The following is a 13,633-nucleotide window of genomic DNA, read 5'->3' as shown; positions in this document are numbered from 1 at the left end:
TATTAATGGCTTTCTTTAAATTTCTTTTCATATTGTAAGTAATCTTTTTTTGATTTCCGATTATTTTCTTCTTTATTATGTAAATATGTTGTTATTTCTTGATCATGCCTAATCATATTATTTTCTTCATTTCTTTGTTTATAGCCTATCGAAATTGTTATCTCTGTTATTTCCATCGGATTTTCCTTTGTATCCTTAGCAGAATTAAATTCAATTAGTAGTGTTGCATAACTAAACTTCTCATACTCTAATCCTAAATTCCCATTAAATAGCTCTTTAAATTGAGTTTCTGATAAATTATAGCTTATCGTAGCTGGTTGGCTGAAGCTTTTTTTATTCACATTTGGTTTCAATTCTTTTATTCCTTGCACTCTATTGAGCATTAATTTTATATTAGACATATCTCCCCCTCGATTTGAAGCTTCTAGCTGTCCATTTTCGTATCTTATATCTGACTTGAATACAACTTCTTCTTTATATTGTGGGTTGTCACTATGTTTTTCATCCTCAACTGGAGTATTGACTTTCTTTTGTGCCTCACCAAAAAGAATATTATCTTTAATACTATAAATACCTTGCGTTGTTTGATAAACTACTCCTATTTGCTTATTATTATCCTCAATAAAAGTGCTATCCCTAACCTCTTCTTTCACATACGCATACCCATCATCACTCGCAGACATAACTGTCTTCATGTCCCCTTCATCCAATGCCTCTACTAATCTCTCATACTCTATCTTTGTCTCTCCAAAACCACATCCACTTAATAAACTTGCCATTATTGACACGACTATCATCACCTTAGCTTTCTTCTTTAATTTCATACTGTCACCTCGTTAGTTACTCTAGGCATTTTTAGTTTCATTATGTTCCCTTTTTGATAGTAATACACTTCATCTTTACCTAATGGTGCTTCGTTGCTTATATATTTTATGTTGAAGATACTTTGATCATTTAATGGCATTGCGATAATTGCTGCTGTTAGTTTACTTCTCATTTTCATAGGTAGAGCTTCACGATTTCGGTCCATGTAGTCGTGGTGACCTGCTAATACAAAGTAAATACCTACTGTACGAGATAAATCAATTAAAGTCGCTGCATCCTCCATTTCTAAATAAACAAATTTACTAAACTCTTCAACATTTGTCATGATAATGAGTTGTTTTGTGAATGCAGGAATTTCTCTACCTTCTTGTCTTGCTTGTGCTAATTCAAGAGCTCGTTCACGAATTACTTCCATCCAATACTTCGCATGCATATTGATTTCATTTTCGTCTACAATGTAGTGCGTCACATCGTCTTTATATTGAACGAAACTATACTCTGCTGTATCCACCAACGTCACACTTTCAAAATAATCTTTATTCAATTGAGATAGGATGCTAGATACAATTTGTTTTCTCATACTATCATCTACACTATAAATCATTAAATGATCATTCACTGCAATATCATGAGCTACAACTTCTACGTTTGCAAAATCAAGCCCCATTGGAATTCTTGCTGCTTGTAGAGCTTTTGTAACGTCTTTATTTTTACGATAAGTAGCAATATCAATCACTTCTGGCATCATTGGAATTGCCTTCGGACGTTCTCCATCCCATTCTCGATCCATATCATTTGCTTCTTGTTGTAATAATTGAATTTGCTGTAATTCATCTTCTGCTTTCGTAGGTAGTGCAACCTGGAATAATGTAGGAGATTCTAGTTTTATTAACGCTCTTCCTGCTGTTTCTTCCACTTTTATATCAGATCTCCCTACAATACTAGCTACTTCACTTTGATCAATCATATATAGGCAAGTTTGGATTTTAATATTATTGTACAATTGAATTCTAAGTGCATTTTGTCGCCCTGCACTAATTAAGGTATGAATTCCTAAACTTGCACCATCTCGGACAATTTGCATAATTAGCATTTCAAAGCTTTCATAGAACTTCGCTTCTTTTACTGCATCATAATTGTCGATTGCAATAATAATATGTGGTATTTCTTTCCCGCTTGCCTTTTCATACATTTCAATATTTGCAACGTCATATTCACTTAATAATCGTTTACGATTTTTCATTTCTTGAGTTAATCTTTCAACAAACTTTAAACATTTTTCAGATTCATCAATCGTAATCGTATCCGCTACATGAGGTAATCCTTTCAAAGGTAGAAGACCATTTGTTCCAAGGTCCACTAAATACACATGCAAATGCTCCGGACTATGCTGACGAGCTACATCCATAATGACTGATTGTAAGAATGTGGATTTTCCGTAGCCTGGACTTGAGAAGACCGCTACGTGTCCGTCTTTACTAATATCTAGTGTTAATGGTGTTTGTGATTGTAATTCTGGCTGATCTAGTAGACCAACTGTTGCTTGTAATGGTTTCTTTTCTTTCGTCCATGCTTCTTTGAACTGAATAGCATGTAAGTCTTGTAAATATACGCTTTCTGGAAGTGGTGGTAACCACGGTCTTGCTAACGCTTCAATTTCATTTATTTCTGCGTAATCGTGAATGTAGTCAATAACAGCATCCAGTTCAGATGGTACGCTTATTACTTCTTTACTGCTACCAAGGCCACTTAAATCTTCACTTAATATTTCATATTGTCCTAGATCATTTATTGCATAGATTGTTGCGTCTAAATGTTCTTTATCCTCTTTGTTTTCTACATAGTCTGCTCCGCTCCAGGCTGATTGGAATAGTTCATAAATTTCATTATTCCCAACTTGTAAGTAAGCACGTCCTGGTAATGTAATTTCAGCAGCATCTGGTGTTTTTAAAATTTCATTACTATCTGACGTATTTTGAACTTTTAATGCTAATTTGAATTTCGAGTTACTCCAAATTTGATCATCTACAACACCACTCGGTTTTTGCGTAGCTAATATTAAATGGATTCCGAGCGAACGACCGATACGCGCTGTTGAAACTAACTCTTTCATAAATTCTGGTTGTTCTGACTTCAGTTCCGCGAATTCATCACTAATTAAAAATAGATGCGGCATCGGCTCACTTACTAAGCCTTCTTTATACAGTTTTTGATACTGATTAATATGGTTTACATCATTTTCACCAAATAATCGTTGTCTTTTCTGTAATTCAGCTTTAATTGATGCGAGCGCTCTCATACTTTGTGCTCCATCTAAGTTCGTAATTGTTCCTAATAAATGCGGTAAGTTTTTGAATAAATTCGCCATTCCGCCGCCTTTATAGTCAATTAGTAAAAAGGCTACTTCGTACGGGTGGAAATTGACTGCTAGAGATAAAATATACGATTGTATAATTTCCGATTTACCTGAACCTGTTGTACCTGCTATTAATCCGTGTGGTCCGTGTGCTTTTTCGTGTAAGTTTAAGTTTACGATATCTTCTTTACCACGTAATCCAAGTGGTACAGCTAAAGATTTATGCGCTGCATTTTTCTCCCAACGACTTGTGATATTCAGTTCTTTTACTTTTTCAACGCCGTACATTTCTAAAAATGTTACGCTTTCTGGAATACTATTTTTTAAGTTTTGCAAATGATTTAATGGTGCTAATGCCCGTGAAATATCTTCTAAATTGAATCCTTTTGGCACATGATTTAGTTTAAAATGACGGTTAACAAGTTCTCCTTGCTCTAAGATGATGTTCCCTTGTTTTGCATCTCTTATATCTATTACCGTTTTCACATGCTCCGGTAAACTTTGCATAACATCTTGTACAAATACAAGTGATACACCTAATTGACTCGGATCATCATTAAAGAATTCCATAACAACATGGTCTAATATTAGTTTTTCATCTGTAATGAGAACGACATAGTGCGGTGCAAAGTACATTTTTTCATTAGTAGAACTTTTTTCATCTAGTTTTAATTTTCGTTCTTTCAATATTTGATACAAACTATTTAACACTTGATCACGGCTACGATCATGGTATACAAATCCACGTACATTTATATCGCGAACACTTCCATGAGGTAACCAGCGCATCCAATCCCATTTTTCTTTTTCTTCTTCCGGAAAAATAGTAATAAACTGCAAGTCATAATAACTATGGAATAAAGCCGTTTGTGCAACTAATAATTGTAATTGCTCTAACACTAAAGAGCGTTGACCAATATAACCGACTGGTCCATTCATTAAATCTGTTACAACTGGTACATCTTCCAACGATAGATAACGCTGTCTTAGTTCACGTGCTATATCAATTAATTCATCTTTCGTTTGACTAAATTCTTCTTCATTAAATTGAATTTCAAAACTCGTATTAGCTTGTCCTGTTCCAACGCTAAATGTTAAGAAATCATGATGTAACATTGTTTTTTCATAAATTCGAGGATTTACTTGAACTGCCATATTACGTATTACTTCTACATTTGGATTGTGATAATGTAATGCGTGACGCTGTTTTTCACTTTCTGCATGTAAATCTTTCGTTTTTTGTTTTATATACTCTCTATAGCTTTTATCTCGTTCAACAATATCGACTTTATATTGCTTCAAATTTTTAATATACGATGTGACAGAAACAATGATTGTTACTAATGTCATCGCAATCGATGCGATAATAAACATTCCATATTTCATGAAAATAGCAAGTAGTACAGTTACGACAATCATGACAAGTGAAGGTGCAATGATTCTTGCTAAATGCTCCGTTGGTTTTGATGGCATACTTGAAGGCTTTGCAATTGTCATTTTCTCTTCTGGTTCACGGTAAATAATACGTGGTGAACGATGATAGTCTGGATAACCACTTTGATAATTTGTTTCTGATTCTACTAAAATAGGTAACGCAGATTTCACTTTATCTTCTGAAGAAAGTACTTGAATGTCTTCACTACCAATCTCCAATAAAATACCATCAAAATATAATACGTCTCCTGATTCCAACATAACGCTATCTTTTAACTTCGTATAATTATGAAATACATCCCCGCCATACACGTTCACTTTAAAAGAATCGTACAACGTTTCGCGAGATAGCATTAAATCTACACTAGTCCCGGTAATAGAAATATCATCGTAATCGTTTTGACTCACTGTAAGAGAATGTTTCGTTCCGATATCAAACACTTTAGTTGTGCCAACAATAGATATAAAGATTTTCAAGCTCACATCTCTTGTTTTCCCAATCTCAATTTCCTTATTGAATTCTATTAATTGATCCTGTACCATCCAAGCATTTACTTCATTATTCCACTTTAACTCTACTTCTTGTTCTAAACTTGGATTCGTAATATCGTTTGTCCACTCTTTTCCAATCGACACTATTGATTGCTCATTTGGATGTAATGTGCACTTATATATTTTGTCTCCATAAGTCAATACTAATAGTTGCTCCATCCGTGTTCACTGCTCCTTTTCAACTGTCTCATCAAGTGCTTACTCTTTTTTCTCTGTGTCCGACAAATTTTTATCGTTTGATGAATTGTCATATTTCTTTTTATATTCATCTAATTGTTGCTCATATGTTTTTAACTTTTGATCACGTTCTTCCCCTGATAAATCTGGATTATTTTTCAGTGATTCAATTTGTTTAACAAGGCCGTACATAATAAGCTGAGGATCATCAAGTGTCTTAGCTAAATCTAATGATTTATCAAAATTACCTTTTCCGTTATACATCCAATACAGCAAATACTTTTCATCACTTTTCAAACTAATGTTTTTCATAATCGATTTCTTTTGAGCTTCACCTAGTTTTTCAGCTGTAATATATGCAAATGCTAACTCATATTTAGATGCAATCGGTAATGATTCAAACTCCTCTTCATTCAATTGCGTAATGACTTTGTCATAATCAGTTGCTATGAAACTTGCATTTGCTTCTAACAATTTATTTTGATAAGGAAATTTTATAAAAGTGAAATATATTAAAGGAGCAGCTAAAATAACTGTCGCCGCTATGAAGGAAAAAGCTAAGTATTTAAATGATTTATAGCTTTTTTTAGGTACTAACTGCATATTTTTTTCTGTTTTTGTTTGTTCCTTCTCAAAGCTGTCATCAAGAAACTGCAGTAATGCATCTAAGCTTTCCATTTGAGCAACGGTCTGTTCAAATGTTGTTTCTTTTGCATCTTTTAGTAACCCAGCATACAAATCATCAAAGTTATGTTTTTGGGAGAATAAAGCAATAATTAGACACTTATATTGTGTTAAAAATTGCTCTTCTAATAACGGGGTTGGCGGAACAATATCTCGAATTCCTCTATGTATAATACTTGGTATTAAATTAGCATTAAAAACTATATTGTCTGGATGTAAAAAGAACGTGATTCGTTTATTTAAATATTTACGAAACTGCGCAACATTCCGAAGTAGTCTTAATTTCTCATTTCTTCCAAAACGGCTAAGATCGTCCCACTTATATAATTTTTTATCTACTTGATATAGAAACGTAAACATATCATCCGTTTCTTCTATTGTTAATGGTACAAATTCAGATGATTCGCCCGTAATTATATCGAATTGACGGAAGTCTTTTATACGTGTTTGAGATTTGGTCATCTCCAATTTCCAATTTTCTTTTTCTATTTGAAATTGATAGTTCATTGCATCAATTTGAATTATTTTTTCCGTCATGTTTATCCTCTTCTCCTTTTCTTTATAACCCGTAATAACTTATTTTCAAATAACTAAAAGTAAAAAATATTCTTTATAAAACTTGCAAAATATCTCCATCTGTTATTTGGTGATCAATTAAACGATCATTATCTGTTAAAACAATTGACTTATTTTTCACTTTAATTACAAAATGTGAACCTTCATGATTATCAATCTTTAGCGTATCTAATAAGTTTTTTAATAAATATTTAATAGATTGATGATTCGGAATACGCAAATCATATGTATTTCCATTCCATTTACTAAAATCTACTGTCACATTGATATGTGTTTGTATTGCCATCGCTTTACCTCCAACTTTTACGAAGAACCGTATAAATACCGATGCAAATAAGTAGAATGCCGCCGCCAAATAATAATATTATTGTTATACTAATTGGCTCTTCATTCATTGTTTCATTACTCGCTACTTCATCTGCACTTTTTCTGACAATGTATTCACTGCTAAATAAACTATTTTTCGTATCTTTAACACTATTATTCTCTTTTGGTTTTGTAAAAAGAGAATCTCGCAAAGCTTCCATATCTTTTTGTTCTTTCTTTTTCTTTTTCTCAATTTCTTCCTCTATATCTTTGTTAAATAACTCAATCGATGCTTTATCTAATTCTGTTTCTTTATGTTCCTTTTTATTTTTTTCTTGGTCGCTTTCTTCAAGTCGATCCACTTTAAACTTAATCTTCCCATCATCACCAAGATAACTGTCAGCCGCGCTCCTTATCGGTAGCGCGACAAACAGTAAAAGGATAGAGAGAAATGATAACTTAGCCACTATGCTCCATTGTTTGATCATTTACTTCTTTTTCCTCCCATTTCTTATGCCATACAAATAGATTACTAACCAATCCAATAATGGCAATTACAAACAATACGACAAAAATAACTTTCCCAGTATCTTTACCACTAATAAAATCATTTAGAAAACTTTCTATATACTGAAGCGGTGAGAATTGACGTATCTTTCCGACAGAGGACATTTGATCTACTTTACTTCCAACTGCCTCAGTTAAAAATAGGTACATGCTTAAAAATACTAATAGTATAAACATACCTACCATTTTTATTTGTCGTAATAAGTAGGTTGAGACCAATACAAACGCCATCATAATAAATGTGATGAACGCAATCCATAGTAAACTTTGATCCTGACCAAACTTTAAAAGACGCCCAGAAATGATACCTATACTAATCCCTTCCACAATTGATATACCGAAAGCTACTACTGTAGTTGGTACATTCATATCAATTAATGAGAATTTCTCTTCAAAATGATCTGATTGCATTCGTTTCTTTTCTTGATTCGCAATTGCGTATGCTGTAAATAATGCAACAATGAAACAAGTTAATACAATTAAGTACGGTGTAAAAGCATTACCTGCTACAATTACTCCATCATTTTGCTTTTGAACTGGACTAGCTAAAAAGTCATATAGCATTTCATTTTGACGATCTCCAATACGACTATTCGCTAAAATTTTCGTAAAGTTTTTGGAGAATGATTTATCATCTTCCATTTTCTTCGTAAAGTCGTTTAATAATAAATCAGCTTTTGAAACAATTGTCGTTCCGCTGTCTTGAATTTCTTTTGCTTGTCCATTGATTTGATCAAATGTTTTATATACATCGTCTGAAGTTGCTAAACTATGCTTCGAACTTTCGACCAATGACTGACTTTGCATCATTAATGATTTAATACCAGAATCTAACGATAAAACAGCTGTTTGCTCACCAGCATGATTTGTTGTTAATACTTGCTGCTCTTCAACTAGTTTTAAGCTATTCTCACGCCATTTCGCTAAACCTTTTAAATACTCTCCTAAATTTTCATTCATACTAGTTGCTTGTTGCGTCGTTCCATTTAATTTCTCCGCTAGTAGCATAGAATTTTGATCCGCACTAGTAATAGATTGTTGATAAGAGTTTATTTTTTGTTTTAAACCTGACATATCTTGCTTTATTTCTGTAGTAATACTTGATGAAACAAGATTTGAAATTAAATCAATTAAGCTTTGTTTATTTAATACGTAGTACAAAGATTGATCCGTCGCAATTGCATCTAAACTTCCCTCTTCTAACTTAGGACCTACATCTTTCGTTCTTAAATCAATCCCATAATACATTTCGTAAAGGCTCATTAAACCTTGATAACTTTCGACTGTATCTACTGCTTCTTTAATTAATAAACTAGATATATTTTTTGTTAATACTTCTGCTTTTTGATGTACAACTTGATTCGTTGTACTTTCAATAGTTTTTGAATTGCTACCGTTATCTGTCCCAGTGTCTGGCTTCTCTCCTGTGTCAGGTTTTCCTCCCGTGTCTGGATTTCCTCCTGTATCAGGTTTCCCTCCTGTGTCTGGATTTCCTCCTGTATCAGGTTTCCCTCCTGTGTCTGGATTTCCTCCTGTATCAGGTTTCCCTCCTGTGTCTGGATTTCCTCCTGTATCAGGTTTCCCCCCTGTGTCTGGATTTCCTCCTGTATCAGGTTTCCCCCCTGTGTCTGGATTTCCTCCTGTATCAGGTTTTCCTCCTGTATCAGGTTTTCCTCCTGTATCAGGTTTTCCTCCCGTATCAGGTTTTCCTCCTGTATCAGGTTTTCCTCCTGTGTCTGGATTTCCTCCCGTATCAGGTTTTCCTCCTGCATCAGGCTTGACACTGTCACCATTATTACTCTGTTCTGTTTTTTGAATAATAGGCGTTTTAGCATTGTGTACTAACGGCATTATGCCATACTGTGATTTATGAACCACATTTTCCACCTTGCTATTTTCCGTTTGTGTTCCTTTATCTTCTTTGTTAGGTTTTTCTTTTTCAGGACTAGTTTCTTTTTTATGAGTCCCACTCAATTCCCACTGCCACATTACAGGAGAGAAAACATCTATATTGATGTTTGGATCTTTTAACTTCACATGCAGATCAATCTTTATATCCCCTTCATTACGAGGAGCTATTGTAATTTCTCCTGCTTCGCTTTGAAGAAAATCACTTGTACGATCCTCACCATCAATATGTAAGAATCCTGTACTTCCATCTAGTTTAAATTCTTCTGGAATACTTATCTTCAAAGTTTGTGCAGATTCCATTTTAATTACTTTCGCAGTATCACTAAATGTAATTCCCTCTGTATAAAGTCTATCCTTTACTTCTTTAATAGCGTTTCCTAAAGATATTTTATTTACAGGATCATAATAAAAATTATTTTCTTTATTATATTTTTTTGTAAATTGAATTACATTTTGCAGTTGTAATTTCGTTGTATCTGGCAAATCACTTTGACCGATTTCTTCCATGTTTAAACTAGGTAATTTCGCAATTAAATTCTCGATTTGTTTCTTTATTCGAGCATCTGGTTGTTTCATTAATGTATTTATAAAGATTTCTTGCTTTCCATCATTCGACATAGATTGCTTTAACTTCTTAATTACCGTCTCTTGAATATCACTTTCTAACTTCCCTGCAAGTTCTGTATCATATTCAGACACTTGTTTTTTTACATCTGCTAAATATTTTTGAATCGCTGCAGCATCAGTTAAAATATTCGGTTCTTTCTCTGAAAACGTAAATTGATTTGAAATAATTTTATTAGCGGATTCCAATGCACTTAATTGCTTTAAAGCATCGCCTGTATTCATATCATTCATATATTGATTGAATTGATTTGTGAAATTATTCGCTAACAAATTGTTATCAGTTTGCATTTTTTGAAAGTTATTAAAACCATCTAAATACGTACTGTTAGATTTATTCCCTTCATCTAATGCTTGACCGAAACCTTTTAAAACATCCTGAAATCCTTTGAAACTATTAACAGAAACACCTGTATAATCCTGTACTGTTTTAAATTGATTTGTGTAATTTGCTAACGGACTATGTATATCTTTTTTATACATAGTTGTTTGAACGTTTCCTTTTTCAATTATTTTACCTATATTATCTTGTGCACCTTGTAGCTTACCGATAATACTCGCAAAATAAACGTCGATTATTTGCTTATTGAAATCTTCTAAAATAACAGAAGCTGTATTTTCTGCCTCAGCTTTCAAATCCTTATTCCCAGTTGCATTTACTTTGTAGTTTAACGTTAATTTCTCTGGAATCTCTGAATCAATCGCAACTGCCTTCCTAGAAAAATCATTTGGAATAACAATCATCATATTGTAATTATTATTTTTTAATCCATTTTCCGCTACCCCGCGACTAACTACGTACCATTCTTGTTTCGTATTTTTATTTACATTTTTAACAAATTGATCTCCAAACGCTATTTTATTGCCCTCAAATACAGTGCCCTGATCTTCATTTACCAACGCAACTGTCATTTTTGGTGTAGTATTCTCATTAGCTTTCTTAACATTTTGATTTAATGCTAAATAGGAGACCCCTGTTGATAGTACAAGAGCTAAAATAATAAACAACAAGATGCTCCATTTGAACTTTTTCACTACTTATCACTCCTGCGACTGCGAGTCTATCTAATGAAAGACTTCGTATCTTACTCTAGTTTTAAAGTAATTTAGCCATACAACGTATGGTTGCATGGCTAAATTATATATTTCTTTTTATCTGTCTTATTGTAGACCGAAATTACGAGAAAGATCTTCGTCATGTCTAGCAACAGCTTCTGCAGTTTTATTAAGCTGCATATTGATTTCTTGTAATAGCTGTGCGAAGTTTTGTACTTTTGGCTTTAATTGATTGAACTGTTGGTCAAAACCTTCGAAAGCACGACCTTCCCATTCTCCTCTTAATTCATTTTGTAAGTTTTGTAGTTGACGTAAAATGTCCTCAATTTGATTTGCACCTTGTCCATATCGAGTCGCTTTCGATTTAAGCTCCTCTGGTGACATACGAATTTGTCCTGCCATTATTAAATCCCCCTTAAAATTTAAAAATAGTAAAATTAACCAATAATCAATTCTACAAATTGATTATATCAATAATTTAAAAATTTCTAAACAAAAAAATGATATTTTTCCAAAATTTCTCTTTTACTATAATAACGATATATTGTATAATACTAATTTATTTGTTTTTTAAGCACACTCTATAAATCTACTATAAAATAAAGGCAAACCATCTATTTTATATATTTATAAGGACTTATTCACTTTAAATCCCAGCGAGAAAGTAGCCACTAAATCATTATTTCCCTCCCATTCAGACTATAATACTCACTTCAAAGTCATAATTACCTGCCTTTCAACAAACCCAAACTCTTCGTACATCTCTTTTGCAAAATTCCCAGCAAATACATTCAACCGAATTTCTGAATACTTCTCCTTTAATTCCTTAATACTAGCTTCCATCAGTTCTCGCGATAATCCTCTCCCGCGATATTCTGGGAAAACGTACAATTCATATATAAATCCAAGTTTTTCACGAGAAAAATAGTCTGTATTTTCCCCTATTAATATCCATCCCATTACTTTATTTTCTTCTTTAACAATTAAATAGTATGCTCCTTTTTCTACAATCGGCTTTGTAATCTCAATTGCTTTCTCGGTACTTAATTGACAATTCCCTCTCGTCCCCTCAAAAAGCGATTGAGCCGCATATTTTAATATTTCATTGGTATCTTCTTGATTCGCCTTAACAATCATTTTTCACAACTCCCCTTGAATAATAGGCATTACTATCGCTTGTTCAAGATTCTCCGCTTCCATAACAATTGCTGTTAATCCGTGTTCTGTACTTGTTTCATGGAGCTCTCCCTTTTTCCAAAACACAGCTTGTCCCGCCTCTACCTTTATCTTTTCTTTATTTACCCCACATACATATCCTGCTCCTTCCACAATAAGAAGCAGTTGAGATACAACTGCTTCATGATTACCGATGATTCCATTCTCGTGTAAATGCATAGCACCGATATGTATATTCCCTCGATGGTTTAATATTTTCGACATGATGAAATTAGATTGAAATACTGATAGGTGCTTTCCTACTTTTTCACTAAAATCAAAAATTTTCATTACTAGTTCTCTTTATACGTATAAAACCATCCTTACTGTCTGCATCATATGTCCTTCAAAGTCTTCTTCAAATTGCTCTAATTCAGCAAAACCTTTCGCTTCATAAAAGCGTTTTCCTTTTTCATTTGCTGCTTCTACATGTATGTACAATTTCCGTATCCCATTTAATGCTTTAATTCCTTTTTGTAATAAAGCACTTCCGATCCCTTTTCCTTGCTGATCTGGTAACAAATAAATCGCACCTAATTCCGCTTCGTTTTGTAGTCTAACAGGTGAAAAGTTCGCAAACCCTATTACTTCACCCTCTTCTTCCGCAACGAATAAATGCGTATTTTTAAGACGATATTTCATTTTTTCATCAGAATATGCCTCGTCTAAAAAACTATCTTGAATTTCTCTCGGAATAATGCCTTCATATGTATCATGCCAAGCTATTTTTGCTACTGATTGTACAGCGTGAATGTCTTCTTGCTTCATTTCTCTAATTATATATGTCATCTCGATGTCTCCATTCTCTTTAAATTATATTCTGCTAATATACTAGAAGAAACGGCAAAACCATTTTCATAATTCACCTTAATTAATTTTAATTTCTCAATTGAAGCTGTTGCAAAATTAAACTTTCCATAAATATATTCCATTACACTTAAAAACTGCTTTGTATGTAATCTATTTGCAATTGTACAATGCGGAACCCATTTTCCCGGTACGTAATATGAATTTGGGTTGTCATGAAAAGTTTTAAAATAATCATGATAAGAATAATGAAGTTTTAACAATTCATCGGTAACGGTCGGCGCTAGAAAGACCGTTCCATTAGTAGGAAAAATTCCAACAGAAGGAAAAGTTACTGCGTCTATATTTTCTTGAATGGCTACAAACTCCCCTAGTTTCTCCGTATACAAATGAACATCTAACTCATTATAATCCGCAATCGTTATATGAGGTTCTACTCCAGCTAATTGATTTGTTCCAATTACATTTGTTAATTCATTTTGCAGTTCTGTAATTTTATGAGTAAACACACGATCAAATGTAGCAATAATAGCGTACAATCTT

General features: G+C 33.2%; 10 protein-coding genes and 2 pseudogenes. All 12 read right to left on the bottom strand.

The genetic code is table 11. From position 1 onward, the window contains the following. Nucleotides 1-2: 2 nt before the first annotated feature. A complete protein-coding gene (locus MHH55_RS04475; RefSeq protein WP_000768469.1) occupies nt 3-824 on the bottom strand; it encodes a DUF3952 domain-containing protein in 822 nt (273 codons plus the stop codon). After that, nucleotides 821-5,050: pseudogene (gene essC / locus MHH55_RS04470) on the bottom strand (type VII secretion protein EssC); the annotation flags it as partial. The pseudogene essC and the gene MHH55_RS04475, both read right to left, overlap by 4 nt. Then, a pseudogene (locus MHH55_RS36375) lies at nt 5,045-5,326 on the bottom strand (FtsK/SpoIIIE N-terminal domain-containing protein); the annotation flags it as partial. The pseudogenes essC and MHH55_RS36375, both read right to left, overlap by 6 nt. A gap of 39 nt (nt 5,327-5,365) precedes the next feature. Then, the gene (gene essB, locus MHH55_RS04465; protein ID WP_030025434.1) at nt 5,366-6,565 is read right to left on the bottom strand and encodes a type VII secretion protein EssB; all 1,200 of its coding nucleotides are present in this window, start codon (nt 6,563-6,565) and stop codon (nt 5,366-5,368) included. Between the two features lie 73 nt (nt 6,566-6,638). Next, nucleotides 6,639-6,890 carry an EsaB/YukD family protein gene (locus MHH55_RS04460; RefSeq protein WP_001007571.1) on the bottom strand — a complete coding sequence of 84 codons (252 nt, stop codon included), beginning with the start codon at nt 6,888-6,890 and terminating at the stop codon, nt 6,639-6,641. Nucleotides 6,891-6,894: 4 nt separating this feature from the next. Next, nucleotides 6,895-7,398 carry a type VII secretion protein EssA gene (essA, locus tag MHH55_RS04455; RefSeq protein ID WP_000595655.1) on the bottom strand — a complete coding sequence of 168 codons (504 nt, stop codon included), beginning with the start codon at nt 7,396-7,398 and terminating at the stop codon, nt 6,895-6,897. Then, nucleotides 7,370-11,047: a type VII secretion protein EsaA gene (gene esaA / locus MHH55_RS04450; RefSeq protein ID WP_340880397.1), complete on the bottom strand. Its 3,678-nt coding sequence runs from the start codon at nt 11,045-11,047 to the stop codon at nt 7,370-7,372. The genes essA and esaA overlap by 29 nt, the downstream gene beginning before the upstream one ends. 126 nt (nt 11,048-11,173) lie before the next feature. Continuing rightward, nucleotides 11,174-11,470: a WXG100 family type VII secretion target gene (locus MHH55_RS04445; protein ID WP_000918601.1), complete on the bottom strand. Its 297-nt coding sequence runs from the start codon at nt 11,468-11,470 to the stop codon at nt 11,174-11,176. Nucleotides 11,471-11,776: 306 nt separating this feature from the next. After that, nucleotides 11,777-12,205 (bottom strand): GNAT family N-acetyltransferase, encoded by a 429-nt coding sequence (locus MHH55_RS04440; RefSeq protein ID WP_000635647.1) that lies wholly within the window; start codon nt 12,203-12,205, stop codon nt 11,777-11,779. 3 nt (nt 12,206-12,208) lie between these two features. Beyond that, on the bottom strand, nt 12,209-12,574 hold the full coding sequence (locus MHH55_RS04435; protein ID WP_000688077.1) for a cupin: 366 nt from the start codon (nt 12,572-12,574) through the stop codon (nt 12,209-12,211). A gap of 12 nt (nt 12,575-12,586) precedes the next feature. Further along, entirely contained in the window at nt 12,587-13,072 is a 486-nt protein-coding gene (locus MHH55_RS04430) for a GNAT family N-acetyltransferase (protein ID WP_000221048.1), read from the bottom strand. Beyond that, complete coding sequence (locus MHH55_RS04425; protein WP_000270858.1) at nt 13,069-13,629, bottom strand: 2'-5' RNA ligase family protein; 561 nt, start codon at nt 13,627-13,629, stop codon at nt 13,069-13,071. Before MHH55_RS04425 ends, MHH55_RS04430 begins: the two co-directional genes overlap by 4 nt. Nucleotides 13,630-13,633: the final 4 nt, after the last annotated feature.

Origin of the sequence: Bacillus sp. FSL K6-2944, assembly GCF_038005385.1 — a bacterium.
Taxonomy (GTDB): domain Bacteria; phylum Bacillota; class Bacilli; order Bacillales; family Bacillaceae_G; genus Bacillus_A; species Bacillus_A cereus.
Note: the sequence above shows the minus strand (reverse complement) of the source record. Positions and strands in the feature narration are given on the sequence as shown.

Bases quoted from the DNA above. Each gene is read 5' to 3' on its own strand.
- MHH55_RS04475 (WP_000768469.1), bottom strand. From the start codon at position 824: ATGAAATTAAAGAAGAAAGCTAAGGTGATGATAGTCGTGTCAATAATG.
- essB (WP_030025434.1), bottom strand. From the start codon at position 6,565: ATGACGGAAAAAATAATTCAAATTGATGCAATGAACTATCAATTTCAA.
- MHH55_RS04460 (WP_001007571.1), bottom strand. From the start codon at position 6,890: ATGGCAATACAAACACATATCAATGTGACAGTAGATTTTAGTAAATGG.
- essA (WP_000595655.1), bottom strand. From the start codon at position 7,398: ATGATCAAACAATGGAGCATAGTGGCTAAGTTATCATTTCTCTCTATC.
- MHH55_RS04445 (WP_000918601.1), bottom strand. From the start codon at position 11,470: ATGGCAGGACAAATTCGTATGTCACCAGAGGAGCTTAAATCGAAAGCG.
- MHH55_RS04440 (WP_000635647.1), bottom strand. From the start codon at position 12,205: ATGATTGTTAAGGCGAATCAAGAAGATACCAATGAAATATTAAAATAT.
- MHH55_RS04435 (WP_000688077.1), bottom strand. From the start codon at position 12,574: ATGAAAATTTTTGATTTTAGTGAAAAAGTAGGAAAGCACCTATCAGTA.
- MHH55_RS04430 (WP_000221048.1), bottom strand. From the start codon at position 13,072: ATGACATATATAATTAGAGAAATGAAGCAAGAAGACATTCACGCTGTA.